This window comes from Arthrobacter sp. TRD_SC_6 (genome assembly GCF_055361185.1).
In genome coordinates this window covers 688,396-713,358 of the sequence record NZ_CM143953.1, presented here as the reverse complement: position 1 = coordinate 713,358, position 24,963 = coordinate 688,396, and the positions used below count along the sequence as shown (strand labels likewise).

Genomic DNA, 24,963 nt, shown 5'->3' with positions numbered 1-24,963 from the left:
AGTCTTGCAGCCCCCGCCGACACGCTGCGGTACTACCCTGAGCACATGGACGTTCAGCTGATCTTCCCGCACCAACTCTTCGAGGAACATCTGCTGGCCCCCGCGTCCAGGCGCTACATCCTCGTGGAGGATGACCTGTTCTTCCGCCAGTACGCATTTCACGTACAGAAACTGATCCTGCACCGGGCGAGCATGAAAGCCTTCGCGCGCCGGCTGGAGAAATCGGGCCGCGAGGTCGAGTATGTCGAGTCCAGCTCAACCCAGCCAAGCCAGGAGCGGCTCGTTGAATTATTGCGTAGTGCCGGGGCAACCACCTGCACCTATTACGACGTCGTCGACGACTGGCTGCAGCAGCGCCTTACCCATACGCTGGGGCAGCTGGGAATCGAACCAACCGTCGAGGAGAGCCCGTCCTTCATCTGCAGCATGCCTGACCTGCAGCAGTACTTTTCCGGTAACGGCTGGCGCATGCAGAACTTCTACGAATGGCAGCGCAAACGCCTCGGCGTGCTCATCGAGGAGGATGGCGGCCCAACTGGCGGACGGTGGAGCTTCGACACCGAGAACCGCAAAAAGCTGCCGAAGAAGCTCATGGTGCCCGTCCTCCCAACCTTTAACGAGAACGACGACGACGTCAGGTTCGCCCGGGAATGGGTCGGGGAAGAGTTTCCGGACAATCCGGGATCTGCCGACAATTTCAATTGGCCGGTCACGCACGATGCAGCGTCCGACGCCCTGGAGGCCTTCCTTGCGGAGCGCTTCGAGCTCTTCGGTCCCTATGAGGACGCTATCTCCGAACCCCACTCCTACCTGTTCCACTCAGCCCTCAGCTCAAGCCTCAACACGGGGCTGCTCAACCCGGCCGACGTCGTCGAACTCGCCCTCGACTTCGCTGCGCGGCACAACACTCCCATCGCGAGTGTCGAGGGTTTCGTGCGCCAGATCATCGGGTGGCGCGAGTACATGCGGGCGTCCTACGCGCTGCATGGCAGGCAGATCCGCAGCGGGAACCGCCTCGGCATGACCAGACGGCTGGATGGCTCCTGGTACGAGGGCACCACGGGCATCGAGCCTATGGACACGGTCATCCGACGGGTTCTCAAAACCGCCTACGCCCATCACATCGAGCGGCTCATGGTGCTGGGAAACGCGGCAGCCCTGCTCCGGATCCACCCGGATGACACCTACGAGTGGTTCATGACCATGTTCATCGACGCCTATGACTGGGTGATGGTCCCTAACGTCTACGCGATGAGCCAGTTCGCCGTCGGCAACGCCATCACCACCAAGCCATACGTCAGCGGCAGCAACTACCTGAGGAAGATGAGCGACCTGCCAAAGGGGGATTGGCAACTCACGTGGGATGCGCTGTACTGGCAGTTCGTCGCGGATTACCGCGAGTTGCTGGCGCGGAATCCCCGGTCGAGCATGAGTGTGCGCCTCCTTGACCGGATGGACGAGACCCGTCGCGACGAGTTGGCCGTTGAGGCGAAGCGTTGGCTTACCTGAGTGAGTCCGGGTAGCAGAACGGTATCCACGGGCGGGCATCCGGGCTAGGCTCGAACGGTAAGGTCAGGCGGGTAGAGGGCGCCAGACATAGCGAAGATGCATCGAAGACGCAAGGAACTCACCATGTCTGAAAATACCTCTCCTGATACCAGTCACAACATCCGCGACTGGGCAGATCTCGCTGAAGAAATGTGGTCCTACCTGACCGGCAAGGGTGCTGCTGTCAATTACAGCTTCATCGACATGACGGTCGAAGTGCCTCGCGACATCGGCCCCGACGCGCCACGCGCCACCTGGAAACTGAACGGAACATTGCGCGTGACCACCAGCGACAATGACGCCCAGGGTTCAGACGCCCACCGGGGTTAATCCATGCCACGCCGGGTCCGGCTGGACATCGACCTCGCCTTTTCCGTCACGGACCAGTCCGACGACGGCGGGACCCAGAGCGGAACCGTGAAAGCGGCCGGCACTGAGGTCACCATCTTCTGCGAGGACCCATCCGTCGCTTCCTTCGGTGGAGCAGGTTCTCTGGACAGCGTCCGCAATCTGGCAGCCGGGCTCGCCGAGCAGGGCCTCACAGTCACCGTGACGGGCCCGAGCGGCACCATCGTCAGCATCGGCACGGTGGATACTTCCATGGTGCAGCGCCTGATGACCCGGTCCCCACACATCCGCGTTGGTTCCCCGGCTGCGTTGGCGCCCCTGATCCGGACGCGCGGCAGGAGCAACAACTCTCCCCAACTGCCCCCTTCGACCCCGTTCCCACTTGTTCCGACGGTCAACCGCAGGATCAAGCGGCAGGTGACTACCACCCATGCCGCCCCCGGCAGCGGGCGCCCGCGGCTGATCTTCGTCCAGAACTCCGAACGCTACAGCGGGCAGATCCCCAGGGAGTTCAATCTCGGCGAGGTCAGCACCGTGATGGGGAGCGCGCCGGACTCCGACCTGGTGTTACCCGGGCTGCTCCCGGTCCACGCGACAGTGGAACACAACGCCAACGACGAATACGTTCTTGTTCCGGTTGGACCAGTGAGCGGAAGCGTCAGCTCGTTGGGCCCCACCATCCTCCGGACGGGAGCGCGTGTGCACCTCGGGGACTGGTGTTTTGCCTACTTCCGCGAAGAGTATGCGGACCACGGCCGTCCCTTCGGCGGTAGGAGCGGCGGCGAGCTGGCTTACCAGCGGCCGCAGTTCGATCCCCGAACGGGCTCGGTCGAGGAGGATGGATCAATCGGATACGGTGATTACCGCCAAAATCCGCGGTGAGCATGGATAGCGTCGAATTGCTCCTGGACCCGGCATCCGAGGAGTCCGTCCTGACGGACTGGAACATGCTGCTGGAGGCTGGCCTCCCGTCGCAGGCACGGCACACCGCGGCCTCGAACCGTCCGCACGTCACGCTCGTTGCAGCCCCGTCCATCCCATCGGATCAGGATGCCGGGCTCGGCGAACTCGGCGCCCTGCTTCCGGTAGAAGCGTCCTGTGCAGGACTGGTCACGTTCCGCACGGGGAAAGGCTTCGTGCTGGCGCGACTCGTCGTCGTCGGCGGTTCGTTACTCGATCTGCACCGCCGGGTGCACGCGGCACTACCGGAGGATCCGAAGACCGCAGCCACCAGCCTCCCCGGCCGCTGGGTCCCGCACATCACGCTGGCCCGCGGGTTGAGCTCGGAACAGCTCGCGCGCGCCGTCGAACTCCTCCCACCTGACCCCAGCGGAGTCACGTTCACCCACCTGCGGCGCTGGGACAGCAACCTGAAAACGACGACGGCGCTCGCCTCCTGACTGAAGGTGTCTGCTCCTAGAAGGCGCGGAGGATGTCTTCGACACGTTGTTTGGCGTCGCCGAACAGCATTTGCGAGTTGTCGCGGAAGAACAGGGGGTTCTGAACACCGGCGTACCCTGCGGCCATGGAGCGTTTGAAGACAATGACGTTGTCGGCTTCCCAGACGCGGAGCACGGGCATACCGGCGATGGGGCTGTTCGGATCTTCTGCTGCCGACGGGTTGACCGTGTCATTCGCCCCGATGACCAGCACCACGGAGGTGCCGCCGAGGTCATCGTTGATTTCGTCCATCTCCAGGACGATGTCGTACGGCACCTTGGCTTCAGCGAGAAGTACGTTCATGTGCCCGGGCAGGCGGCCGGCAACGGGATGGATGCCGAATTTCACATCCACCCCCCGTTCGCGCAGTTGGTCAGCGAGTTCAGCGACGGGGTATTGGGCTTGGGCGACTGCCATGCCGTACCCGGGGGTGATGACCACGGTGGAGGCGTTGGTGAGCATCTCAGCGGCTGCCTCGGCAGTGATTTCGCGGTGCTCGCCGTGCTCGGCGTCCGTTGCCGCAGGTGCAGCGATGCCGAACCCACCGGCAATCACGGAGATGAAGGACCGGTTCATGGCCTTGCACATGATGTAAGACAGGTAAGCGCCAGAGGATCCGACGAGGGCGCCGGTGATGATGAGCAGGTCGTTGTTGAGCAGGAAGCCCGCAGCTGCCGCAGCCCAGCCGGAGTAACTGTTGAGCATGGAGACGACGACGGGCATGTCGCCGCCGCCGATGGAGGCCACCAGGTGCCAGCCCAGTCCGAGGGCCAGCAAGGTGACGACGACGAGGAGCCACAGTTGGGAATCATTGACGTACCAGACGGTCAGGGCGACGAACGCGGCGAGGGCACCGAGGTTGATCACGTTCTTGCCGGGCAGCGTCAAGGGTGAGGACTTCATCCTGGCGGAGAGTTTCAGATAGGCCACGATGGAGCCGGTGAACGTCACGGCGCCGATGAAGACCCCGATGAAGACTTCTGCGTGGTGGATATCGTTCAGGGCGCCAGTGAGTTCCGGGGCTTCGAGGTGTCCGTTCCACCCTACGAGCACCGCAGCGAGACCCACGAAGCTGTGCAGCAACGCGATCAGCTCAGGCATGCCCGTCATCTCGACGACACGCGCGCGCCAGAGCCCGATGGCACCGCCGACCACGACCGCCGCGACGAGCAGCCCCAAGCCGGTCAGGGAGTGGCCGGTGCCCCAAGCGTCCTGAAGGGTCAGCCAGATCGTCGCGGCGAGGGCAATGCCCATCCCTGCGATGCCGTAAACGACACCTGCCTTGGCCTTCTCATGCTTGCTCAGCCCTGCGAGGCTGAGGATGAACAGCAGGGCCGCGACGATGTAGGCCGCCCCCGCGATGGATTCTGCGGTCAGCGGACCGGAGATGGCGTCGGGCACGGTGAAGCTCCTGGTCAGATTTCCTGCTGCTATTTCGGTTGCGGCGCTCATTTACGTGCCCCGTTTCCGCGGGAGAACATGGCGAGCATGCGCCGGGTGACGGCAAACCCGCCGAAGATGTTGATGCTGGCCAGCAGCACAGCAACGGCCGCGAGAATCTGCATGACCGGGCTCTCCGAAGTAACCTGCAGCAGCGCACCGACGACGATGATCCCCGAGATCGCGTTCGTGACGGACATCAGCGGGGTGTGCAGGGCGTGGTGGACCTTCCCGATGACGTAGAAGCCGACCACGATGGAAAGCATCAAAACCGTGAAGTGCTGGGGCAGCGGCGCCGGAGCGACCGCGTTGATCGCGAAAAGAACCGCGATCCCGACGGCGAAGAGCCCGGCTTTGGCGCGTGCGCTGAGGCCTTCCTTCTTCTTTGGCGCAGTGCTTTCGGCGGCCGGTGCCTGCGTGGTGGCTGCGGGTGCGGCGGAAACCTGGACCGGGGGCGGCGGCCAGGTCTTCTCCCCTTCCCGGACCACGGTCACCGAACGCTGCACGACGTCCTCGAAGTTGATCCGCAGCTGCCCGTCTTTGTCCGGGGTCAGGAGCTTAAGCAGGTTCACCAGGTTTGTCCCGTAGAGCTGGGATGCCTGTGCCGGCAACCGGGCCGGGAGATCCGTGTAACCCAGGATCACCACACCATTGTCAGTGACGACGCGTTCCCCGGCGACAGAGCCTTCGACGTTCCCGCCCTGTCCCGCCGCCATGTCCACGATCACGCTGCCGGACTTCATCGCCGCTACGTCTTCGGCTGTGAGTAGCTTCGGTGCTGGACGCCCCGGGATGAGGGCGGTGGTGATGATGATGTCCACATCAGCTGCCTGGTCCGAGTAGATCTGCGCAGCCCGGGCGTTGTACGCCTCGGACGTGGCTTTCGCGTACCCGTCGGAGGACTTCATTTCCTCCTCCACCTCAACCTTGAGGTAAGTGCCGCCGATGGACTTCACCTGTTCGGCGACCTCCGGCCGTGGGTCCGTCGCGCGCACAATAGCGCCCAGACTGGACGCGGCACCGATCGCCGCCAGCCCGGCGACACCGGCGCCGGCCACCAGAACCTTGGCAGGCGGAACCTTGCCCGCAGCGGTTACCTGTCCGGTGAAGAACCGGCCGAACTCGTGCGCGGCCTCAATGACGGCACGGTACCCGGCAATGTTCGCCATCGAACTGAGCACGTCCATCGACTGCGCCCGCGAGATTCGGGGCACGGCATCCAACGCCAACGCCGTGATCGGCCGCGCCGCCAACGCCTCCACCAACTCAGGCCGCAAACCAGGCGCCAACGATCCAATCAGCGTCGCGCCCTCAGCCAAACGCCCGATTTCGTCGTCAGTGGGCGGATTGACCCGCAGCACCACCTCAGACCCCCACGCCTCATCTGCACCAACAATGAGCGCACCAGCCTCGGCATAGGACTCATCGCGGAACGAAGCTGACGTCCCCGCACCCTTCTCGACCACAACCTCGTAGCCCAAACCCAACAACTGCTTCACGGTGGCAGGCGTCGCCGCCACCCTTGTCTCGCGGCCCAACTCAGCCACAACGCCGATACGCGTCACGTTCACTCACTCTCATCAACCGACGGCCTTAGGCATCGTTGCCCGGCACACTGAAAGATTCTTCTTTTAGGAAAGCATTAAGAAAGGAATCCGCCTCCTGGCGCCCTCGAGGGTGTTGTTCAATTTTCCCTGCGAGAGTGATGCCCCGGCTGCTGCCCCTTCTTACCGACGCGGGTTAGCGCAGGTGGTCGACCAGGCTGCCGGCGATACCGGTGTACGTGCCGGGGGTCAGGGCGAGCAGGCGCTGCTCGGCGTCGGGCGACAATCCCAGCCCGAGCACAAATTCCCGCATCCGCTCACCATCAACACGATGCCCGCGGGTCAGGTCCTTGACCCGCTCGTAGGGGTCTTCCATGCCCGGCACACCCGCGATCGCCTCGGCACGCATCACCATCTGAACCGCCTCGCCGAGCACCTCCCAGTTGGTGTCGAGATCAGCCGCGAGGACGGCGTCGGCTACGTCGAGGCGCTCAAGTCCCTTGGCCACGTTCGAGATGGCGAGCAGCGAGTGCCCGAATGCAACACCGATGTTGCGCTGCGATGAGGAGTCCGTGAGGTCCCGCTGCCAACGGGAGGTGACGAGGGTGGAGCCAAGGACGTCCAGCAGGGAGCACGAAATCTCGAGGTTCGCTTCCGCGTTTTCGAAGCGGATCGGGTTGACCTTGTGCGGCATGGTGGATGAGCCGGTGGCCCCAGCCACGGGCACCTGCGCGAAGTAGCCGATGGAAATGTAGCTCCACACATCAGTGCAGAAGTTGTGGAGGATGCGGTTGAACCGGGCTACGTCTGCGTAGAGCTCGGCCTGCCAGTCGTGGGATTCGATCTGCGTGGTGAGCGGGTTCCAGGTGAGCCCGAGCCCTTCAACGAAGTCCCGTGCGACCTGCTCCCAGTCCGCGCCTGGAACGGAAGCGACATGAGCCGCGTAGGTGCCGGTGGCGCCGTTGATCTTGCCGAGGTATTCGGTGCGGTGGATGCGCTCAAGTTGCCGGTTCAGCCGGTGCGCGACGACGGCGAGTTCCTTGCCGAGCGTGGTTGGCGTGGCGGGTTGCCCGTGCGTCCGCGAGAGCATCGGCACGGAGCGGGACTCCTCTGCCATCGCGGCGATCTGCTCCACCAGGGAAGCGGCAGCAGGCAGCCAGACGTCCTCGACAGCACCCTTCACTCCGAGGGCGTAGGAGAGGTTGTTGATGTCTTCGGAGGTGCATCCGAAATGGACCAGGGCCTTCAGGTTGGAAATGCCGATGCCCTCGAGACGGCTGCCAATGAAGTACTCAACGGCCTTCACATCGTGAACCGTGACGCGCTCGATTTCCGCCAGTTCGCTCACGGACGCCCCATCGAATGAGGTGACGATCTCCCGCAGCGCCGCTTCCTGGTCGGCTGAGAGCGCAGCGGTGCCGGGCAACACTGCATTCTGGGTCAGGTGGATGAGCCACTCAACTTCAACGTGCACACGGTCGCGGTTGAGGGCCGCTTCCGACAGGTAGTCAACCAGTGTAGCCGATGCCGGCCGGTACCTGCCATCGAGCGGGCCCAGCGCGATGGGCACCTGGCTTTCACCCTGGTGTATCGACACGGAAGCAAGGTTTACCCGGGAAGGAGTTGTAGGCATGATCCCAATTCTTCCACGACCCGCGTCTTTTCCAGATTGCATGACTCCTACTCAACAGCCACCAATTACGGGCGACTTACGCACATAGCCCGGACTCCCGCCGTCGCCCGTTGCCCGCCTGCCTACGGTTTGAAGAAGGGCGGGACACGGAGTGAAGGGGGCGGAAGGATGTATCAGACTACGACGGCGGCGCTTGGGGATGGTGGTGCGTCCAGTGAGCTGGTAGCTGGGTATGCGGGGAATCTGCGTGTCCATGCGGAGACCCTTGAAGAGGTTCGCTCGCGTCTTCGTGGCGTCCGGGACATCTCCTGGGAGTCACCGGCCGGGCGGAGGTTCAAGGAGTACCTCGACGAGCGGATTCGGGCAGTTGCCGATGCCGCTTTACTCATGCGCGAGGCCGCAGTTTCACTCGATGCCTACAGCGCCGCGCTGCGGGCGGCCGAAGCTACTGAGACGGTCGGGCAATGAGCCAGGACTACCTCCCCCTTGACAATCCTCCGGACCAGGATGCCATGGCCTGGGTTATTGGCGGCGTCGGCGGCATACGCTTCCAGTTTGACGAGCTTGACCGGGGGGCACTGGCTATTGAGGGTGCGGTGGAGCGCTTGCGTGAGGTGGTCGATGGCACCGGCTGGATGGCCGTGGGAATCACCAACATGCAGAACACGCCAGCCGGCGCTCAGGCTCACACGGCCGGATCACTCGCGCTCGAGGCGCATCACCTAGCGCAGGCAGGGTTGCTGACCGCCAAGTCAGAGCTGGAGGGAGCGATAACCAGGATCCGCCTCAGCCGGGTTGCGTATGAAATGGCGGAGCTGAGTTTGGGCCTCCAGTTCGCGGCTGGCGCCGCTGTTTTCCGGGATCTCAACTCCAGCGCCAACGCTTTGCCGTTCCTCTCACTTCCACTGGCCATCACCGAGACAAAAACCTCAGAGATCTGCCTGAGCGGGACGGTGGGAGCTCTCTTAGCCCGTGTGCCGGCGGTCCGGGAGGAGCCGGGTTCAGCTTTTGAGGTCCTGGAAGTGGAGGGAGAGGACGGGCCGACCTTCGTGGTGGTGCTTCAAGGCACCGAGGGTTCGGAGTGGGAAGACCCGTTCAGCAATTTCGGCATCCTGGAAGCAGAGCAGGCAGACAGTCGCTACGTGAACAATGCGGTGGCCCGCGGACTAGCGGAGGTTGGTGCACCGGAGGGCGCCAACGTTGTACTGGTCGGCTACAGCCAGGGCGGCATGCACGCCATGAACCTGGCCAACAGTGGTCCTGTGCAGGAAAACTACAGCGTGAGCACAGTCATCACTGCTGGATCACCCACTGATGATGAGGTGGCACCAGCTGGTACCAACTACCTCCATCTGAAGCACAGGTTGGATCTGGTGCCTGAGGGTGACCTGGCACGGGCGGTGGACGCGCGGAACCAGGTGTCGGTGCTTCTCGATAATCCGGTGTACCTGGCTCCCGGCGAAGAATTCGGGTTGGGGCCAGCGCATAAGCTGCAGTCCTACCAGACGGGTGCGAGCGCCGTTGACGCCAGCACACACCCTTCCGTGGCGCCCGTTACCGCAGCACTCGGTGCAGCGCTCGCCGGAGGGGTCGCGAAACGGCATGTCTTCTCTGTTGCCCGGCCGCCCTTGGCGCCGCCCAGGCCTTCACCTTCCGGGACGGGGGCAGGCAAGCCCGGCGGCCACCGGGTCCGGAATCTGGGCCGTTAGCGCTTGTTGTTTCCGGTGATGGCACCGGCAACCAGTGAGACGAGGCTGATGATGATCGCGCCAAGAATCGCAGTCCAGAAGAAGCTGTCGACGGTGAACTGGATGGGCGTGAAGGAGGTCAGCCACGCAGTGAGCATCAGCATGGCTGCGTTGATCACCACGGTGAACAGTCCGAGGGTGAGGATGGTCAGGGGCAGCGAGAGCAGGGAGATAATGGGCCTGACCAGCGCGTTCACCACCCCGAACACCAAACCGACGAACAGATAGGACAGCACGCCGCCGGCCACATCGTTGCCCGAAGCCTCGGTGGCCGCTTCGGACCCTAGCTCGATACCGGGCAGGAGCCACGCTGCTGCCAGGAGTGCAACTGCGTTGATTCCGACCCTCACGATGAACTTAAGCATGCATCCATGTTTTCACATGTCTCTGTGCGCCCCCCTCGGCCAGTACGCGCTCCCTCGCCTCCCATCTCCTCGCTGGCGCTCGGCGCGGGCCCCTCGGCCAGCTCGCCAGTACGCTTGAGGGCATGAGCGCTGAAAACCACACCAATGTTGCTGCGGACCAGGCCTCCGGCATCCCGCCGCGTAGCGTGCTGGGACGGCTTCCCCGGTACGCCGCCGGCAAGCCTCCGGTCGCAATCGAAGGGCTTGAGAGTTTCAAGCTTTCCTCCAACGAGAACCCGCTCCCACCGCTGCCCGCCGTGCTGGAGGCAATCGCGCAGCAGACGGCGATCAACCGCTACCCGGACCCCATGACCACAGCCCTCCGCGCCGAACTCAGCACCTTCCTTGGTGTGCCGGCCGAGGACATCGTCACCGGCGCAGGCAGCCTTGGCGCGCTCAACCAGATCCTCGCTGCGTTCGCTGGCCAGAATGACTTCGACGCTCCCGATGAAGTCATCTACCCGTGGCGCTCCTTCGAGGCCTACCCCATCTGCGTGGGACTGGCCGGCGCGAAGAGCGTCCAGATTCCCCTCAACGAGGATGCCACCCACAACCTTGAAGCAATGGCCGCAGCGATCACCGACCGCACCAGGGTCATCCTGCTGTGTACCCCCAACAACCCCACGGGGCCGGCCCTCACCGAGGAACAGGTCCGCAACTTCCTGACACAGGTCCCCAGCCATGTGGTGGTGGTGCTTGATGAGGCCTACCTCGAATTCGTGCGCAATCCCGAAGCGGTCCAGGGGCTTCCGCTGTACCGCGACTATCCGAACGTCATCGTTCTCCGCACCTTCTCCAAGGCACACGGGCTTGCCGGCCTGAGGGTGGGGTACTCCATTTCGCAGCCGGAACTGACCCAGCACCTTCGCGTCAGCGCCACCCCATTCGCCGTTTCGCAGGTGGCGGAGCACGCTGCGGTTACCTCGCTGCGCAGCATCGGTGAAGTCCGTCAGCGCGTTCAAACCATCGTCGATGAGAGGGCCAGGGTGGTCGCCGGCCTCCGGAGCTTGGGCTGGACGATCCCCGAGGCTGAGGGAAACTTCGTCTGGTTGGCCCTCGGCGGGAACACGCCGGAATTCGCCGCGCTTGCGGCGCAGCAGGCACTGTCCGTCAGGGCGTTCGGGACGGAGGGCATCCGCGTCAGCATCGGCGAACCGGAGGCCAACTCCCGCTTCCTCGAGCTTTGTGCAACCTACACAAAGGGACCCGGAGTTTCCTAGCACTTCATAAATAGGTGGTCACCGCAGTCGTCGTTAGTCTGGTAGAACGGAAAATGCGCCTTCGCGCATGAAACCCGGGACTGTATACCCGAGACGGAATATGATCGGCGAGGAACCAATGGGATCATCACGCTTACCAGCGGCCGAGTTCGACGCCGAGGAGCAGTCGGACGCGCACCGGGCCTCGACGCTCGCGCCGGGGTCCGCCCAGAGCCAACCCGACATGGTGCAGTTCCTCACGCCGGAGGGTGAACTCCGTTCGGGACACTTCAACGGCTACGAGCCCCGGGAAGTGGACCTTCAATCGCTTTACCGCGAGATGTACCTCATCAGGCGTTTTGACCAGGAAGCTACTGCCCTGCAGCGCCAGGGAGAGCTGGCCCTGTGGGTCCAGATGCGCGGCCAGGAAGCCGCCCAGGTGGGCTCTGCGGCAGCACTCCTGCCGCAGGACTACGTGTTTCCCACCTACCGCGAGCACGCTGTGGCAGTGGCTCGCGGAGTGGAGTACGCCGACCTGCTGAAGCTGTTCCGCGGCATCACCAACGGCGGGTGGAATCCCAAGGACTCGAACTTCCACCTCTACACGCTGGTGCTCGCAGCGCAGGCCCCGCACGCTGTGGGATACGCGATGGGAATGCAGCGGGACCAGGCAGCTCAACCGCAGCTGCCCAAGGCCGCCACAGTGGCCTACTTCGGCGACGGAGCCAGCTCGGAAGGGGACATCCACGAGTCGATGGTCTTCGCGGCGTCGTTCAACGCACCGGTTGTCTTCTTCTGCCAGAACAACCACTGGGCAATCTCCGTTCCTACTGAAGTCCAGTCGCGCGTCCCGCTGGCCCACCGCGCCCAGGGTTACGGTTTTCCGGGCATACGAGTGGACGGCAACGACATACTGGCCGTGCGCGCAGTCACCGAATGGGCGCTGGAACATGCACGGAACGGCGGGGGGCCGGTGCTGATCGAGGCGTTCACCTACCGCATGAGTGCCCATACGACTGCGGATGACCCCACCAAGTACCGCCAGCTCGCCGAAGAACACGAGTGGATTCCCCGGGACCCCCTTACCCGCGTTGAGCTGCGACTGCGCGCCACGGGCACCGGGGATGACTTCTTCGACGAGCTGGAGCGGGAGGCGGTGGAACTTGGCAAGAAGCTGCGCGCCGACGTCCTGGCCATGCAGTCACCGGGCCTCGAGCACCGCTTCGCCACCACCTACGCCGAAGCCCACCCACTCGTGCAGGAAGAGCTAAAGGCCTGGCGGGCGTATGAAGCCGGGTTTGGGGCGCAGGAGGGGGAGCAGGGATGACCACGTTGAACGCAGTAACCACCTCAACCACCATGACCATCGCCAAAGCAATCAATGAGGGTCTGCGTGCGGCACTGACCACCCACCCCACCGCGCTGCTCATGGGAGAGGACATTGGGGACCTCGGCGGCGTGTACCGCGTGACGGAGGGCCTCAAGGCAGAATTCGGGGCGGACCGAGTAGTGGATACGCCGCTTGCGGAGTCCGGCATCATCGGAACGGCCATCGGCCTGGCGCTGCGCGGCTACCGTCCGGTGTGTGAGATCCAGTTCGACGGCTTCGTCTTCCCCGCGTTCAACCAGATCACCACACAGCTGGCCAAGATCCACGCACGCAGTGACGGCCAGTTGACCGCACCCGTGGTCATCCGGATCCCGTACGGCGGTGGAATCGGCAGCATCGAACACCATTCGGAGTCTCCGGAGGCCCTGTTCGCCCACACCGCGGGGCTTAGGATCATTACCCCTTCCAACCCGCACGATGCCTACTGGATGATCCAGCAGGCCGTCGACTGCACCGACCCTGTGATCGTGTTCGAGCCCAAGCGCCGCTATTGGCTCAAGGGCGAGGTCGATACCGAAGCGGTACCAGTTAGCCCGTTTGAGGCGAAGATCCTGCGGGAGGGAACCGACGCCACCGTCGTCGCGTACGGCCCGTTGGTGCCCACGGCGCTGGCCGCTGCGGCTGCCGCAGCGGAGGACGGCACGAGCGTCGAGGTCATTGACCTCCGCTCCATCTCACCGATCGACTTCGACACAGTGACCGCTTCAGTGCAAAAAACCGGCCGGCTTGTGATCGCCCATGAGGCACCGACCTTCGGGGGTATCGGTGGGGAAATCGCCGCCCGCGTGACCGAACGTGCGTTCCTCTCCCTCGAAGCCCCGGTCCAGCGAGTGGGCGGTTTCCACCTGCCCTACCCGACGGCCCGCACGGAGGAGCATTACCTCCCGGACATCGACCGCATCCTGCACTCGCTCGACGCCGCACTCGCTTACTAGAAGGAACTCATGACGCTGAATACCTTCAAACTCCCGGACGTGGGAGAGGGCCTCACCGAAGCCGAGATCGTCCGCTGGATGGTGGCTCCCGGCGCAAGCGTGGCCGTCAACGACGTCATCGTCGAGATCGAAACAGCCAAGTCGCTCGTGGAACTGCCCTCGCCCTATGCCGGCACGGTCGCAGAGCTTCTCGTCCAGGAGGGCGAGACAGTCCCGGTGGGTACGCCCATCATCTCCGTCTCACCATCGGGGGCCGCAGGTCCCATCGACACTCCACCCGCCGCCGACCACGTTCCCGGCGAGCTGGTGACCCCGCCCGCGCAGGCCGCCCCGCCGTCGTCGGCCGCGGAAGAAGGCGGAACCTCACTGGTCGGCACCGGACCCAAGGCCGATTCCGCCCGCCGCCGCCCCCGCACAGACCGCCCCCTCCGCCCGCACGCAACAATAAACACGACGACGACGGCGCCAGCAACTTCCGCGGCTCCTCTCGCCACGGTGCCGGCCGCCGTCGCCCACGTCCTACCGTCCGGGTCAGCTGCGCGTGCGCTCGCGAAACCGCCGGTGCGGAAGGCGGCACGCGACCTGGGAATCGATCTCGCTGACGTTCCAGCCACCGGCGCTGCAGGAGAAGTGACCAAACAGGACCTCATGAGTTATCAGGCCCAGCGTGACGCTGAACAGGACTCGGCGCCGTCGTTCTGGGGTGTGTCCACCCGCCCGCAGGACGAACGCATCGAGCGCATTCCCGTCAAGGGCGTCCGCAGGGCCACTGCAAAAGCCATGGTCGAAAGCGCGTTTTCCGCCCCGCACGTGAGCATCTTCGTGGATGTCGATGCTTCCCGCACCATGGAGTTCGTGAAGCGGCTCAAGGCCTCCCGCGACTTCGAGGGGATCAGGGTTTCGCCGCTGCTCATCCTGGCCAAGGCGGTGATTTGGGCTGCCGCCCGCAACCCATCAGTGAACGCGACGTGGACCGATGACGAGATCCTGGTCAAGCACTTTATGAACCTGGGCATTGCGGCTGCCACCCCGCGCGGGCTGATGGTGCCCAACATCAAGGATGCCCAGGACCTTTCATTGAAGGAACTGGCACTTGCCCTCAACGAGCTGGCTGCGCGCGCCCGCGCGGGCAAGACCCAGCCGTCCGAGATGCAGGGTGGCACCCTAACGGTCACGAATATTGGCGCGCTTGGTATTGATACCGGTACGCCGATCATCAATCCGGGTGAGGTGGCGATCGTGGCGTTCGGTACCATCAAGCAGAAGCCATGGGTGCTGGACGGCGAGGTCATTCCGCGCTGGATCACCACGCTCGGCGGATCTTTCGACCACCGGGTGGTCGACGGCGACCTCAGCGCCCGGTTCATGGCCGACGTCGCGTCCATCCTTGAGGAGCCGGCGCTCCTGCTGGACTAGAGATGGCCCCGTTGAGTATTCAGATAATCACCGTAATCAGCCGTAATTTGGTGGTGATCTGAATACCCAACGCCAGAGAGCTAGACGTTGATCGCTGCTTTCAGGATCGGGGCGAGGCGGCTGATGCCCTCCTCGATGTCCTCGGGTGAGACCGCACTGAACGCGAGGCGCAGCTTGTTGGACGGCTCGTCCGACGGCGTGAAGGCGGCACCGGGGATGAAGACCACTCCGGCGTCGATCGCCTGATACAGCAGCGGGTAGGTGTCCACTCCTTCGGGCAGGGTCACCCACACGAAAAAGCCGCCGTCGGGGGTGGTCCAGGAAACCCCTTCCGGAAGGTGCTCAGCGAGTGCCTTCAGCATGGTGCTGCAACGCTCGCTGTAGAGGGCCCGGGTGTTTTGCAGGTGCCCCTGCCAGTCATATTCGTCGAGGTAGGCGGAAACCAGCATCTGCGTCAGTGGCGATGGGCAGAGCACCACTGCTTCGCAGGCGAGATAGAAACGGCGGTGCAGGTGTTTTGGCACGAGGGCCCAGCCAAGGCGCACGCCCGGAGCGAAAATCTTCGAGAACGAACCAAGGTAGATGACGTCGTCGGGGTTTGCTGCGCGCATGGGCGGCAGCGGATGGCCGTCGAAGCGGAGCAGTCCGTACGGGTTGTCCTCGAGGATGAGGATGTTGTTCGCGCGGCAGATCTCGACTATCCGCTGGCGCCGATCGGCGGCCATCGTGATCCCGCTCGGGTTGTTGAAGCTGGGGATCGTATACAGCAGCTTCACGCGGCGACCCTGCGCGAGCAGATCGTCAATGCTTTGCTGGAGTTGCTCCGGGATCAGGCCCTGATCATCCATCGGGACGGCCTGGACATCCACCTGGTAGGCCTCGAAGGTGTTGAGGGCGCCGACGTAGGTGGGATCCTCGCAGAGAATCACATCTCCGGGATCGCAGAAGACCTTGGCCGCGACATCCTGTGCGGACTGGGAACCGGTGGTGACAACAATGTCGGCGGGGTCAGCGTCCATGATCCCCTCGGCTGCCATCACCTCGCAGATCTGCTGGCGAAGCCGTTCCATCCCCTGACCGCCGCCGTACTGAAGCGCTTCGAGGCCATGTTCGGCGACAATGCGTTCTGCCGTCTTGCCCAGCTCGGCGAGGGGAAGCGATTTCAGGTAGGGGCTGCCGCCGGCGAGGGACACGAGGCCTGGGCGGATGGAGATGTCGAAAACGTCCCGGACAGCTGACTGCTTGATGTTGGCGGCACGTTCAGAGAACAGCTCTTCGTGGCGGTGGGCCGATTCAACCGCTCTTTCGAGGGCGACTTCGGTTTCGGCCGGCAGAAACGTCGAGTTCAGTTCATCCTGGGAGGTCACCCGACGAGTCTAAGGGACGGGTTGCCTCATAGACAACGGAAGTTTTCTAAATCCATCCGGCCTGGTGAGCCTTGATGCCTGCCTGGAAGCGACTGTCCGCGTTGAGCTGCTCAAGCATCCAGGCGATATGGCGCCGGCAGGTCCTGACGTTGAGCTCAAGCCGCCGGGCGATCACTTCATCGGAATAACCTGAGGCCAGGCCCTTGAGGATGGCTTGCTGGGTGCCGTTGAGAGGTGAGGGAGTTGGTTCGTCAATCAGGAACGGTTCGCTCAACTCCCAGGCGAAATCGAACAACTGGGTGAAGATGTGAATCAGATGGGGGTCCCGCACCACGAGGGCAGCCTTGTCATCATGCCTGAGTTGCCGGGCGACGAGCGCGAGCTTCCGATCGAAGATCAGCATGCGCAGGGGAACGCGGGGCAGGGCGCCAAACTGCCCACCGCCGGCGGTGATCGCGGCAACGGCCTTCCTGGTCGGTACATGGTCACGAATGCTGATGTCGTAGAGCGTGCGGCGCTCAACTCCCTTGTTCAGCAGTTCGAGGTCCTTGCGGACGTTTTCCTCCTGGACGTCGGCAGTGGAACCCTGGCCAGGTTGTGCGATGAGCACCTTCTCAGTGACATCCCGGCCGTAGTCAACCAGAACGCGATGGATGAGGTGTGGATCTTCGAGGGTCTCGACGGCGGAGCTGGTGATGACACCTTTCCTGGCCTCCAGATAGGTGGGAACCAGTGTCGACAGCTCCCTCCTCCGGGCACTAATGCGTGTGCGAAGGTCCTGGACTGCGCGCTCATCGGCATCGACGAGATCGGCCAGGGCAACGTCCGGCGAAATGGCCACAAAAGCGTGCTCCTTGGCCGATTGGGCGCTCAACAATCTGCGCTCAATAAGCACTTCCATCGCGGAGTCTATGTCCCGTAGGGTGTAGCCAAGCGCCTCTGAAGCCTCGGATCGGGTCCAGCCTGGATTACCCACGGCGTAGCGGTATAGCTCTATGCATATGCCATCGAGCATCGGCGTCCCTTTCCGGATGTCCGCTTGTTACCGGTAGCCTACAGACCCCGTCTGTCCGGTCTGGACAGAATTTTCGGGAATCGCGCGGATTTCAGGTAAAAAACGACATGTAAATACATGACATGTCCACTTAATGACAAGCACATCATAAATGCTTCAAGTTTGCACTTTTAGCCCTAAATCACGCGGAAACATGCACAGTGCCCGTGGTGCGCTCAGCGAGGCCTGAACCAACTTTCTCCCGCCGATGTCCTCTTCAGGACATGGCCTGAAGAGGGCGCCCCTCCCGCTGGACAGCCCGTTCCACTGGACCCCATGCTGGGTCTACCGGCTCGATGGCGAGCGGGAGCGCGTCACATGCACCTGACGGAAGGGAACACCTTATGAAGAAGATCATCGGCGCAGCCGCTAGTCTCCTCGTCGCAGCAGCAGTCCTTGCACCGGCTTCACCGGCTATGGGGGCCGCAAGCTGGGACTGGCCAAAGACTGTAGTTGCAAGCTGGGACTGGCCAAAGTAGGCCCAACTAAATAGCGTTCGGTCCGCACAGCGAACCGAACCAACACAAGACTCGCCCCAGCGTGGGTAACCAAAGCCCGAAGGAGGATGTCATGAGTCAGCTAACCGCAGTTCGAACCGCCTCACGAACAGCAGTTGGCGCTCAATGGTGGCATCTCTCCACACAAGCAGGTGACTTCGATGTAGCGGACGGCATCATTGGAGATCTGGTTACCCCGCTGGCGGCGCAGGCTCAGGTACTGCGGGCCGGCAGATGGTTCTACTCACGGAGTGTTGAACCATCTGCCGTACAAGTGCGTCTGCACGTCCTGGCCCAACCGGACACCATCGAGCGGCTGCAAACCTTCCACCAGGCCCTTGTGAAGCGCGGCGATAAGGGCTTGGCAGCCCTCCCCTCGAAGCAGCACTGCTCTACCCCTGCGGGCAGCCGCTACTACCTTCGCGGAGTTGAAGACTCCGACCCACAGTTGGAGGCCGAGTTGTTCAAGTACGGGGGAGTTGAGGGCCTCCAGCTCGCCGAGGAAGTCTTCGAGCTTTCCTCCGAGCTCGCTGCCTGGGCAACCCAGCGGTTCGGGAAAATGCACAACCGCTCAGCCTTCGCGGCACTGATCCTGTTCGATTCCTCCCGCAGCATGATGAAGGGCCCACGCTCCGCCAGCTGGCCAGACCGCCGCCGGATCACCTGGGACTACTACTGGGACAGCCACCTCAAGACCTGCACTCCGGATCTTGGACCCCGCGGTGCTGCTGTCCGCGAAGCCATGATGACCCAGGTGAATGCCAAAGTTCCCGGATTTCACGGGCTGATGGCGGCCACCGCTGCGGAATCCGCGGTCCACAACTGGCGGCGCCGTTGGTTCCGCGCCCTCGACACTTACCTGTACCGCGCTGACAAAGCACGCGTCAGCCGTAGCGCACAGCACCTGACGGTCCATCAAGCCCACATGACGCTCAACCGTCTCGGGTTCACGCCTCGCGAGGAAGCAATCATTGGCCTCTACGCACGGACTTGGACAGTCGACCGCGAGCGCATCCTTTTCAACCGAAACTGATTCCCCCAGCGCCTCATCGTCATCACAGGGCGAGAAAGGAAGTTACGCCATGGCCAGGAACGAAGACGTTATTCTCGCCACTGACCCCAGCGACCTCAGCGAGGCCCTTGGGTGCTCCCCTGACACCGTGGAAGACCTTCGCGGTATGGGAGTCATTGCCTCACAGGGCGAGTTGTGGGATGTAGGTGCCGCCCGTGATTACCTCCGGGACGTCGCCTGGGCGGACAGCCTCTGGCGCTGAAATAACCGCAATAAGCCAAAAAACTTGAAGGAAGCCCGGACTGCAAGAATGCAATCCGGGCTTCCTGTTGTATAAAGAGCTCAGGCGGCAGCGCGGGCCGCGGCGCCTTCAAGTGCGACGACGACGGCAGCAAGCTGCTCGACGATCTCCTGATCGTCCTTCGGATGCACCTCTGCGAACCGGGTGATCGAGCCTGGGATGGATAGCTTCGCGTCCTCGACCACTGCAGCACCCGCAACCCCCAGGGAACGGCGGGCATCGTCATGCGCCCACACGCCGCCGTACTGCCCGAAAGCCGAGCCGATGACGGCGGCGGGCTTCCCGTTGATGGCTCCGGCGCCGAAGGGGCGGGAAAGCCAGTCGATGGCGTTCTTCAACAGTGCAGGCATGGTCCCGTTGTACTCGGGGGAGATCACGAGAATGGCGTCGGCGCTAGAGGCGGCCGTGCGGAGGGCTGCTCCGGCTGGGTGACGGTCGGCGTCGTTATCTTTGTCCTCGTTGTAGAACGGAATGTCGGCGAGGTGGTCAAACATCACCAACTCGACATCCTCCGAAGTGTTGAGAGCGGCAGCTTCCGCCAGTTGGCGGTTGATCGACCCCTCCCGCAGGCTTCCCACGAGGGTGAGAACGGTGAACTTCGCCATGCAGTAGCTCCTGTTGAACGGTGTGGCAGGTACTGGACCCGCAGGTGTTGGCTTACAGCTTCAGAAAACTGCCGAGTGCTGCACGCTATTCCGGTCAACGGTGTGACGTTGGTGACCCTCTACCCCTTGCCTACTCGGGGAGGGCGCCGCTTTGGCGCAACCGCTCGATTAACGCACCCAGTTCCAGGCGAAGGGTGGTGCTCTTTTCGGCGAAGAGCGTCTCCTCCAGCTCATGCGATTCAGCGAGGGCGGACTTGCCGGAGGGCGTGAGCCTATAAAGGCCATCTTCCCGGTCTATCAGGCCTGAGCCCAACAGTTCCTGGAGTGTGATCCTGACCGTCGCTTCGGGAAGCAGGCAGCACTTGGCGAGTTCCTCAACCGTTGCCTGCTCAACTTCCTCGAGCCCGCTCAGCACGGAGAGTCCCAGAGGGGTCAGGCCAAGCTCGGCAAGCTGATCATGCAGGTGCTGCTGGACAAAGTGAGCGGCGGTGGTGAGCATGATCCGCGTTGATTGGGCAACAGCAGATGGTGTGTCCGTTGCGAGGAGTTCCGCCGTATCTTCAAGCGGTTCAGGGAAGGCAGGCGAGTGGGGGCCTTGAACGGTGTCCATGGGGTCCTTAGGTACGAGGATTCCGTGGCCACTGCTTGACCGGTTCATGACCATAGTACGGGCTCCGCGGCGTGTAAATCCGCACAGGACGCATGGCGAGCGAGCACGGGGGTACCAGGGCGCCATGCGAGTTCACGTCATAAAGTAGGTACATGTTCAGGATCAGGACGGCAATCATCGGATTCGGCCTTGGCGGGCGCGTGTTTCATGCACCGTTCATCGCGGCGAATCCGAGGTATTCCCTCGATGCAGTTGTTACCTCGGATGAGGGCCGGATCGCGCAGGTGCGTCAGCTGTACCCCGAGGCGCGCATCGTCCGGTCGGCGGACGAATTATGGACCCTCTCTGATGAGCTTGACCTCGTGGTGGTCACCACCCCGCCTGCCACTCACGCTCCACTGGCGGAGGCGGGGCTGTTGGCGGGGGCCGCCGTCGTCGTTGACAAACCCTTCGTGGCCCAATCGGCGGATGGCGAGCGGCTCGTCGAGCTCGCCCGCGAGAAGGGCCAGTTGCTGACCGTCTTCCAGAACAGCCGGTGGGACGGCGGCTACCTCACCATCAGGAAGCTGCTGCAGGAGGGCGCACTGGGCACCGTGCGGCGCTTCGAATCCCGCCTCGAGTCCTACAAACCGCTCGTAACGAAACCGTGGAAGGTCAATACTCCACCGAGTGAGGGCGGCGGCATTCTGTTTGACCTCGGCCCGCACCTGATTGATCAGGCCCTGCAGCTCTTCGGCGACGCCGAACTGGCCCACGTGGAGCTCGCGGCTCACCGGGAGGGGAACGGACCCGACGATGACGTCTTCCTCGCCCTCCACCACCACTCCGGTGTGATCAGCCATCTGTGGATGAACGGACTCGCTCCGCAGGCCGCGCCCCGGTATCGGGTGACCGGATCAACCTCGGCCTACACCAAGTGGGGCAAGGATGTGCAGGAGGCCGCGGTGGACGCCGGGATGCTGCCCACGGACCCGAACTACGGGGTGGAGGACAGCCTTTCCTGGGGACTGCTGGGCTTCGACCATGAGGCGGAGCGGGTACGCACCGAGAACGGCGCATACCCGGACTTCTACGAACAGTTGGCCTCGGCTCTGCTCGACGGCGGACCGGTGCCGGTGGACCCGGCGGACAGCCTCAAGGCACAGCGCATCATAGAAGCCGCGCACCGCTTCTAGACCAGTTGGCGCCAGTCCTCGTTGAGCTCGAGGCCATGGGCGTCCGAGACGGAATGGTGCGTCACGGCGCCGCCGGCGATGTTCAGCCCGTGAGCCAATGCCGGAATGTTCTCGAACGCCTGCCGCACACCCTGGTTAGCGAGGGCTACCGCGTACCGCAGCGTGACGTTGGTCAGCGCGTAGGTGGACGTGTTCGGAACAGCGCCAGGCATGTTGCCCACGCAATAGAACAGGGACTGGTGGACCGTGAAGGTTGGATCCTCGTGCGTGGTGACGTGCGAGTCTTCGAAGCAGCCGCCCTGGTCTACGGCGATATCCACCAGCACGCTGCCCGGCTTCATCCGTGACACCATGTCGTTGGTCACGAGCTTGGGCGCTTTGGCCCCGGGGATGAGGACGGAACCGATTACCAGGTCCGCGTCGAGGACTGCCCGCTCAATCTCGAACGCGTTGGACGCAATGGTCTTGACCCGGCCGGCGTACTGCGCGTCGAGGTCGCGCAGACGGGCGATGTTGATGTCGAGGATGGTGACGTCGGCACCGGAGCCCACGGCCATCGCCGCCGCATTGGTCCCGGCAACTCCAGCGCCCAGCACCACTACCTTCGCTGGCCGAACGCCCGGAACGCCGCCGAGCAGGAGGCCCGGTCCGCCCGACGGCGCCGTCATGACCTGCGCGCCGACCTGCACCGAGAGGCGGCCTGCAACCTCTGACATGGGTGCGAGGAGCGGAAGCGCGCGGCCCTCCTGCACGGTCTCGTAAGCGATCGCCGTCACTCCGGACTCCATCAGTGCGTGGGTCAGCTTGGGCTCGGCAGCGAGGTGCAGGTAAGTGAACAGCACCAGGCCCTTGCGGAAGCGGTGGTACTCCTCGGCGATGGGTTCCTTGACCTTCATGACCATGTCGGCGCGCGCCCAGAGGTCGTCGGCGTCCTCCACGATTTCAGCCCCGGCGGCAACGTACTCGGCGTCGGTGATGTTGGATCCGACGCCAGCGGACTTCTGCACGAGCACGGTGTGCCCGTGGGTGCGGAACTCGTGGACACCCGAGGCGGTGATGGCCACGCGGAACTCGTTGTTCTTCACTTCTTTGGGGACGCCGATAATCACGGGATTCTCCGTCGCTCGCAGGTGTTGTGGCGGCTTTTGGCCGGTGCTTCCAGAATACGAGCGCTTTGCGCGCCCGGACAGGGCCGTATGACGTCCGGAAGAGGAAGGACGACGACGACGGCCGGGCGTGCCGCCGTCGTGCCCGCTGCTTTTCCGCTCCCTGCCGCGGAAGACACAGTGTGTGACGGCGCTCACTAACACGGGGGGTTCACGTGGGCCACTCGACAACTGTCGAGTTCTGGAAGGCCAAAAGTCGTCCAGGCGTACCTAGGATGGAGGAGTGCAGACAACGGATGTTGAGCGGGAGGTCGAGCGGATAGGCACCCGGCTAGGCCGCGGGCTCTCCCTCGAGGATCTCGACGGCGTGCTGCTCGCCTATAGCAGCCACCAGTCGTCGGCGGACCGTGTGCGGGTCAACTTCCTGCTGAGTAAGAAGGTTCCAGCGGACGTCAGCGCCTGGCAGTTGCGGCACGGGATCGCGCGGGCAGTGCGGCCCGTGGCAGTGCCGGCCAATGAGGATCTCGGGATGCTCGGACGGGTTTGCGTTCCCCTGCTGGTGCGCGGGTTTCGCGTCGGCTACCTCTGGGTGCAGCAGGAGGCGCATGAAGGTACGGCGCAGCACATCCTGGAGCAGCTGCCCAGCGTTCGCGAAGACCTGGACCGGCTCGCCGCACTGCTGCTCGAAGAAAACACGGCAGGCTCAGAGCACCGTACCCGGAGGGAGGCAGTGTTCCTGGCGACTCTCGAACGGGACGGGCCAGCCACTGAGGACTTCGCGGGGTGGCCCGAGCTGCAGGCCACCGCACCATGGCACCTCACCTTGCTGTTGGACCAGTCCCAACCGGAGCAGCCTGTGGACCCTGACGCGAACACTCTTGCGCGGCGAACAGCGGCACTGCAGGCGACAGTTGGAGCGGACGCGGTGGTCTTCAGCGCCGGAACCGGGTCCCACGCCGTGCTGCTGTTCCGGGATGTCGCCGGGCAGGGAGGCAGGGGGGAGATCCGGCGTCGTTATGGGGAGCGCCTCGAAACGTTGACAGGCAGGCCGATCGAGCGGTTGCTGAGCGGAACCAGCGAGCCGTTCGCAGCCCCCGACCGCCTCGCTGACGCTTATGGACAGGCACGCTGCGCTGTTCAGGCGGCTGCGGTGGACGGTCAATTGGGCGCCGCCGTTGATTACCGGGCCTGCGGGGCCTACCAGTTCCTTGCCGGCGGAGGATGGCAGGCGGCGACGGCGCGGTCGGTTTACTACGGGGAGATTGAGGACAATGACCCGAACTCCGAACTACTGCCGGTGCTGGAGCTGCTCTTCGACAAGAACGGCTCTGTGCAGGAGGTCGCGGACCAACTGCACCTGCACCGCAGCAGCGTCTACAACCGGCTGGCACGCGTGCGGTCGATCATCGGCGCGGACCCGTTGGGTGGGCAGGTCCGGCTCGAACTGCACCTGGCCCTCAAGGCCCGGCGCTGGTCACGTCGTCCCCGTATCTGACTTCCGCTGAGTGGCGAGCCAGGCGTCGATTGCGTCCTTGCGGATACGGCGGTGCGTGCCGCGGTATTCGACCGGGATGACGCCAGCGTCTGTGAGGTTGCGCAGGTAGGTGTGGGAAATGCCCGCAGCTTCGGCCGCCTGTGAGGTGGTCAGCGTTTCCGCGACCGAGGTGACCGTCACCGAATCCCCTGCAGCGAGGCGCTTCAGGAGGTCGACGACGGCGTCCCTCGCCGGGTCCGGAAGCTTCACGGCCGTGCCGTCGACGAAGACAGTGACGTCGTCGTTTCCGCTGATCGCGCGGGCGAGCGAACTTCGCTGGGAATCCGACAGGGGAGGGGCGGTGCGGGAGCGGGCGTGCATCATAAGCCCCATTGTGCCAATACGTGGGGATTTCCGGCGCCGGGGCTTACGGAATTCAAGAGCCAAGGGTATCGTTATGTCACCTTAACTAAGCGAGCTTATATGTTCAGCTTGGTTTCCCTCACATAACTCCCTGTAGTTACATGCGGATGGAACGGTGGAAAACAATGACGATTATCAATCCGGACCATAGCAGCGGATCACGCCCATTCAGTGGGCAACTGGCCGAGCGCGACAGCGCCTTGCCGTGGTGCGAGCGATGCGGAACGGACGAGTTCCTGATTTACGAAGATTTTGTGCCGGCGCGCGTTTCCTCCGAGGGACGCGACCTCATCC

The 24,963-nt window shown here is 63.7% G+C and carries 24 protein-coding genes; 14 read left to right on the top strand and 10 right to left on the bottom strand.

The features are described from left to right. Window positions 1-45 precede the first annotated feature (45 nt). The 4 genes from ACWA1U_RS03490 (at window position 46) to ACWA1U_RS03475 (ending at window position 3,296) form a co-directional block, all read left to right on the top strand. Window positions 46-1,509, top strand: a complete 1,464-nt coding sequence (locus ACWA1U_RS03490) for a cryptochrome/photolyase family protein (RefSeq protein WP_463723963.1) — start codon at window positions 46-48, stop codon at window positions 1,507-1,509. A gap of 123 nt (window positions 1,510-1,632) precedes the next feature. Next, on the top strand, window positions 1,633-1,878 hold the full coding sequence (locus tag ACWA1U_RS03485; protein ID WP_463723962.1) for a hypothetical protein: 246 nt from the start codon (window positions 1,633-1,635) through the stop codon (window positions 1,876-1,878). Between the two features lie 3 nt (window positions 1,879-1,881). Beyond that, entirely contained in the window at window positions 1,882-2,778 is an 897-nt protein-coding gene (locus ACWA1U_RS03480; protein ID WP_463723961.1) for an FHA domain-containing protein, read from the top strand. Window positions 2,779-2,780: 2 nt separating this feature from the next. Then, on the top strand, window positions 2,781-3,296 hold the full coding sequence (locus ACWA1U_RS03475) for a 2'-5' RNA ligase family protein (RefSeq protein WP_463724936.1): 516 nt from the start codon (window positions 2,781-2,783) through the stop codon (window positions 3,294-3,296). 16 nt (window positions 3,297-3,312) lie between these two features. Here ACWA1U_RS03475 and pntB read toward each other — a convergent pair whose 3' ends face one another. From pntB to purB, 3 genes are all read right to left on the bottom strand, one after another. After that, complete coding sequence (gene pntB / locus ACWA1U_RS03470; RefSeq protein WP_463723960.1) at window positions 3,313-4,788, bottom strand: Re/Si-specific NAD(P)(+) transhydrogenase subunit beta; 1,476 nt, start codon at window positions 4,786-4,788, stop codon at window positions 3,313-3,315. After that, window positions 4,785-6,341, bottom strand: coding sequence for a Re/Si-specific NAD(P)(+) transhydrogenase subunit alpha (locus ACWA1U_RS03465; RefSeq protein WP_463724935.1), 1,557 nt, complete (start codon window positions 6,339-6,341; stop codon window positions 4,785-4,787). The genes pntB and ACWA1U_RS03465 overlap by 4 nt, the downstream gene beginning before the upstream one ends. A gap of 175 nt (window positions 6,342-6,516) precedes the next feature. Then, complete coding sequence (gene purB / locus ACWA1U_RS03460) at window positions 6,517-7,953, bottom strand: adenylosuccinate lyase (protein WP_463723959.1); 1,437 nt, start codon at window positions 7,951-7,953, stop codon at window positions 6,517-6,519. 168 nt (window positions 7,954-8,121) lie between these two features. Here purB and ACWA1U_RS03455 point away from each other — a divergent pair, with 168 nt between their 5' ends. After that, on the top strand, window positions 8,122-8,421 hold the full coding sequence (locus ACWA1U_RS03455; RefSeq protein WP_463723958.1) for a hypothetical protein: 300 nt from the start codon (window positions 8,122-8,124) through the stop codon (window positions 8,419-8,421). Then, window positions 8,418-9,662, top strand: a complete 1,245-nt coding sequence (locus ACWA1U_RS03450) for a hypothetical protein (protein ID WP_463723957.1) — start codon at window positions 8,418-8,420, stop codon at window positions 9,660-9,662. Before ACWA1U_RS03455 ends, ACWA1U_RS03450 begins: the two co-directional genes overlap by 4 nt. Here ACWA1U_RS03450 and ACWA1U_RS03445 read toward each other — a convergent pair. Beyond that, complete coding sequence (locus ACWA1U_RS03445; RefSeq protein ID WP_463723956.1) at window positions 9,659-10,066, bottom strand: phage holin family protein; 408 nt, start codon at window positions 10,064-10,066, stop codon at window positions 9,659-9,661. The two genes, ACWA1U_RS03450 and ACWA1U_RS03445, sit on opposite strands and share 4 nt — an antisense overlap. A 122-nt stretch (window positions 10,067-10,188) precedes the next feature. On the opposite strand from ACWA1U_RS03445, the gene ACWA1U_RS03440 reads away from it, so the two are divergent. From ACWA1U_RS03440 to ACWA1U_RS03425, 4 genes are all read left to right on the top strand, one after another. Continuing rightward, entirely contained in the window at window positions 10,189-11,325 is a 1,137-nt protein-coding gene (locus ACWA1U_RS03440) for a histidinol-phosphate transaminase (RefSeq protein ID WP_463723955.1), read from the top strand. Between the two features lie 118 nt (window positions 11,326-11,443). After that, complete coding sequence (locus tag ACWA1U_RS03435) at window positions 11,444-12,631, top strand: thiamine pyrophosphate-dependent dehydrogenase E1 component subunit alpha (RefSeq protein WP_463723954.1); 1,188 nt, start codon at window positions 11,444-11,446, stop codon at window positions 12,629-12,631. Further along, the gene (locus ACWA1U_RS03430) at window positions 12,628-13,629 is read left to right on the top strand and encodes an alpha-ketoacid dehydrogenase subunit beta (protein WP_463723953.1); all 1,002 of its coding nucleotides are present in this window, start codon (window positions 12,628-12,630) and stop codon (window positions 13,627-13,629) included. Before ACWA1U_RS03435 ends, ACWA1U_RS03430 begins: the two co-directional genes overlap by 4 nt. A 9-nt stretch (window positions 13,630-13,638) precedes the next feature. Then, window positions 13,639-15,045, top strand: coding sequence for a dihydrolipoamide acetyltransferase family protein (locus tag ACWA1U_RS03425; RefSeq protein ID WP_463723952.1), 1,407 nt, complete (start codon window positions 13,639-13,641; stop codon window positions 15,043-15,045). 80 nt (window positions 15,046-15,125) lie between these two features. On the opposite strand, the gene ACWA1U_RS03420 is transcribed toward ACWA1U_RS03425, so the two are convergent. Next, window positions 15,126-16,412, bottom strand: coding sequence for an aminotransferase-like domain-containing protein (locus tag ACWA1U_RS03420; protein ID WP_463723951.1), 1,287 nt, complete (start codon window positions 16,410-16,412; stop codon window positions 15,126-15,128). Between the two features lie 46 nt (window positions 16,413-16,458). Then, window positions 16,459-17,427, bottom strand: coding sequence for a LuxR C-terminal-related transcriptional regulator (locus ACWA1U_RS03415; protein WP_463723950.1), 969 nt, complete (start codon window positions 17,425-17,427; stop codon window positions 16,459-16,461). 609 nt (window positions 17,428-18,036) lie between these two features. Here ACWA1U_RS03415 and ACWA1U_RS03410 point away from each other — a divergent pair. Beyond that, the gene (locus tag ACWA1U_RS03410; protein ID WP_463723949.1) at window positions 18,037-18,996 is read left to right on the top strand and encodes a lantibiotic dehydratase C-terminal domain-containing protein; all 960 of its coding nucleotides are present in this window, start codon (window positions 18,037-18,039) and stop codon (window positions 18,994-18,996) included. A 49-nt stretch (window positions 18,997-19,045) separates the two neighbouring features. After that, entirely contained in the window at window positions 19,046-19,237 is a 192-nt protein-coding gene (locus ACWA1U_RS03405; RefSeq protein WP_463723948.1) for a hypothetical protein, read from the top strand. Window positions 19,238-19,317: 80 nt separating this feature from the next. Here ACWA1U_RS03405 and ACWA1U_RS03400 read toward each other — a convergent pair whose 3' ends face one another. Next, a complete protein-coding gene (locus ACWA1U_RS03400) occupies window positions 19,318-19,881 on the bottom strand; it encodes an NADPH-dependent FMN reductase (protein WP_463723947.1) in 564 nt (187 codons plus the stop codon). A 130-nt stretch (window positions 19,882-20,011) separates the two neighbouring features. Then, on the bottom strand, window positions 20,012-20,491 hold the full coding sequence (locus tag ACWA1U_RS03395) for a MarR family winged helix-turn-helix transcriptional regulator (protein ID WP_463723946.1): 480 nt from the start codon (window positions 20,489-20,491) through the stop codon (window positions 20,012-20,014). Between the two features lie 152 nt (window positions 20,492-20,643). Between ACWA1U_RS03395 and ACWA1U_RS03390 the strand changes: the two genes are divergently transcribed. After that, the gene (locus ACWA1U_RS03390; protein WP_463723945.1) at window positions 20,644-21,666 is read left to right on the top strand and encodes a Gfo/Idh/MocA family protein; all 1,023 of its coding nucleotides are present in this window, start codon (window positions 20,644-20,646) and stop codon (window positions 21,664-21,666) included. Here the strand turns inward: ACWA1U_RS03390 and ald are convergent. Continuing rightward, window positions 21,663-22,775, bottom strand: coding sequence for an alanine dehydrogenase (gene ald / locus ACWA1U_RS03385; protein WP_463723944.1), 1,113 nt, complete (start codon window positions 22,773-22,775; stop codon window positions 21,663-21,665). The genes ACWA1U_RS03390 and ald overlap by 4 nt on opposite strands. Before the next feature lie 280 nt (window positions 22,776-23,055). Between ald and ACWA1U_RS03380 the strand changes: the two genes are divergently transcribed. Continuing rightward, on the top strand, window positions 23,056-24,267 hold the full coding sequence (locus ACWA1U_RS03380; RefSeq protein WP_463723943.1) for a PucR family transcriptional regulator: 1,212 nt from the start codon (window positions 23,056-23,058) through the stop codon (window positions 24,265-24,267). Here the strand turns inward: ACWA1U_RS03380 and ACWA1U_RS03375 are convergent. Next, the gene (locus ACWA1U_RS03375; protein WP_463723942.1) at window positions 24,247-24,630 is read right to left on the bottom strand and encodes a helix-turn-helix domain-containing protein; all 384 of its coding nucleotides are present in this window, start codon (window positions 24,628-24,630) and stop codon (window positions 24,247-24,249) included. The genes ACWA1U_RS03380 and ACWA1U_RS03375 overlap by 21 nt on opposite strands. Window positions 24,631-24,963: the final 333 nt, after the last annotated feature.

Excerpts from the sequence above, each read along its gene's own strand:
- ACWA1U_RS03435 (WP_463723954.1), top strand. The coding sequence starts at position 11,444 with ATGGGATCATCACGCTTACCAGCGGCCGAGTTCGACGCCGAGGAGCAG.
- ACWA1U_RS03400 (WP_463723947.1), bottom strand. The coding sequence starts at position 19,881 with ATGGCGAAGTTCACCGTTCTCACCCTCGTGGGAAGCCTGCGGGAGGGG.
- ACWA1U_RS03480 (WP_463723961.1), top strand. The coding sequence starts at position 1,882 with ATGCCACGCCGGGTCCGGCTGGACATCGACCTCGCCTTTTCCGTCACG.
- ACWA1U_RS03440 (WP_463723955.1), top strand. The coding sequence starts at position 10,189 with ATGAGCGCTGAAAACCACACCAATGTTGCTGCGGACCAGGCCTCCGGC.
- ACWA1U_RS03395 (WP_463723946.1), bottom strand. The coding sequence starts at position 20,491 with ATGGACACCGTTCAAGGCCCCCACTCGCCTGCCTTCCCTGAACCGCTT.
- ACWA1U_RS03430 (WP_463723953.1), top strand. The coding sequence starts at position 12,628 with ATGACCACGTTGAACGCAGTAACCACCTCAACCACCATGACCATCGCC.
- ACWA1U_RS03405 (WP_463723948.1), top strand. The coding sequence starts at position 19,046 with ATGGCCAGGAACGAAGACGTTATTCTCGCCACTGACCCCAGCGACCTC.
- ACWA1U_RS03375 (WP_463723942.1), bottom strand. The coding sequence starts at position 24,630 with ATGATGCACGCCCGCTCCCGCACCGCCCCTCCCCTGTCGGATTCCCAG.
- ACWA1U_RS03485 (WP_463723962.1), top strand. The coding sequence starts at position 1,633 with ATGTCTGAAAATACCTCTCCTGATACCAGTCACAACATCCGCGACTGG.
- ACWA1U_RS03445 (WP_463723956.1), bottom strand. The coding sequence starts at position 10,066 with ATGCTTAAGTTCATCGTGAGGGTCGGAATCAACGCAGTTGCACTCCTG.
- ACWA1U_RS03450 (WP_463723957.1), top strand. The coding sequence starts at position 8,418 with ATGAGCCAGGACTACCTCCCCCTTGACAATCCTCCGGACCAGGATGCC.
- ACWA1U_RS03490 (WP_463723963.1), top strand. The coding sequence starts at position 46 with ATGGACGTTCAGCTGATCTTCCCGCACCAACTCTTCGAGGAACATCTG.
- ACWA1U_RS03390 (WP_463723945.1), top strand. The coding sequence starts at position 20,644 with ATGTTCAGGATCAGGACGGCAATCATCGGATTCGGCCTTGGCGGGCGC.
- ACWA1U_RS03455 (WP_463723958.1), top strand. The coding sequence starts at position 8,122 with ATGTATCAGACTACGACGGCGGCGCTTGGGGATGGTGGTGCGTCCAGT.
- ACWA1U_RS03425 (WP_463723952.1), top strand. The coding sequence starts at position 13,639 with ATGACGCTGAATACCTTCAAACTCCCGGACGTGGGAGAGGGCCTCACC.
- purB (WP_463723959.1), bottom strand. The coding sequence starts at position 7,953 with ATGCCTACAACTCCTTCCCGGGTAAACCTTGCTTCCGTGTCGATACAC.
- ACWA1U_RS03410 (WP_463723949.1), top strand. The coding sequence starts at position 18,037 with ATGAGTCAGCTAACCGCAGTTCGAACCGCCTCACGAACAGCAGTTGGC.
- ACWA1U_RS03415 (WP_463723950.1), bottom strand. The coding sequence starts at position 17,427 with ATGCTCGATGGCATATGCATAGAGCTATACCGCTACGCCGTGGGTAAT.
- pntB (WP_463723960.1), bottom strand. The coding sequence starts at position 4,788 with ATGAGCGCCGCAACCGAAATAGCAGCAGGAAATCTGACCAGGAGCTTC.
- ACWA1U_RS03475 (WP_463724936.1), top strand. The coding sequence starts at position 2,781 with ATGGATAGCGTCGAATTGCTCCTGGACCCGGCATCCGAGGAGTCCGTC.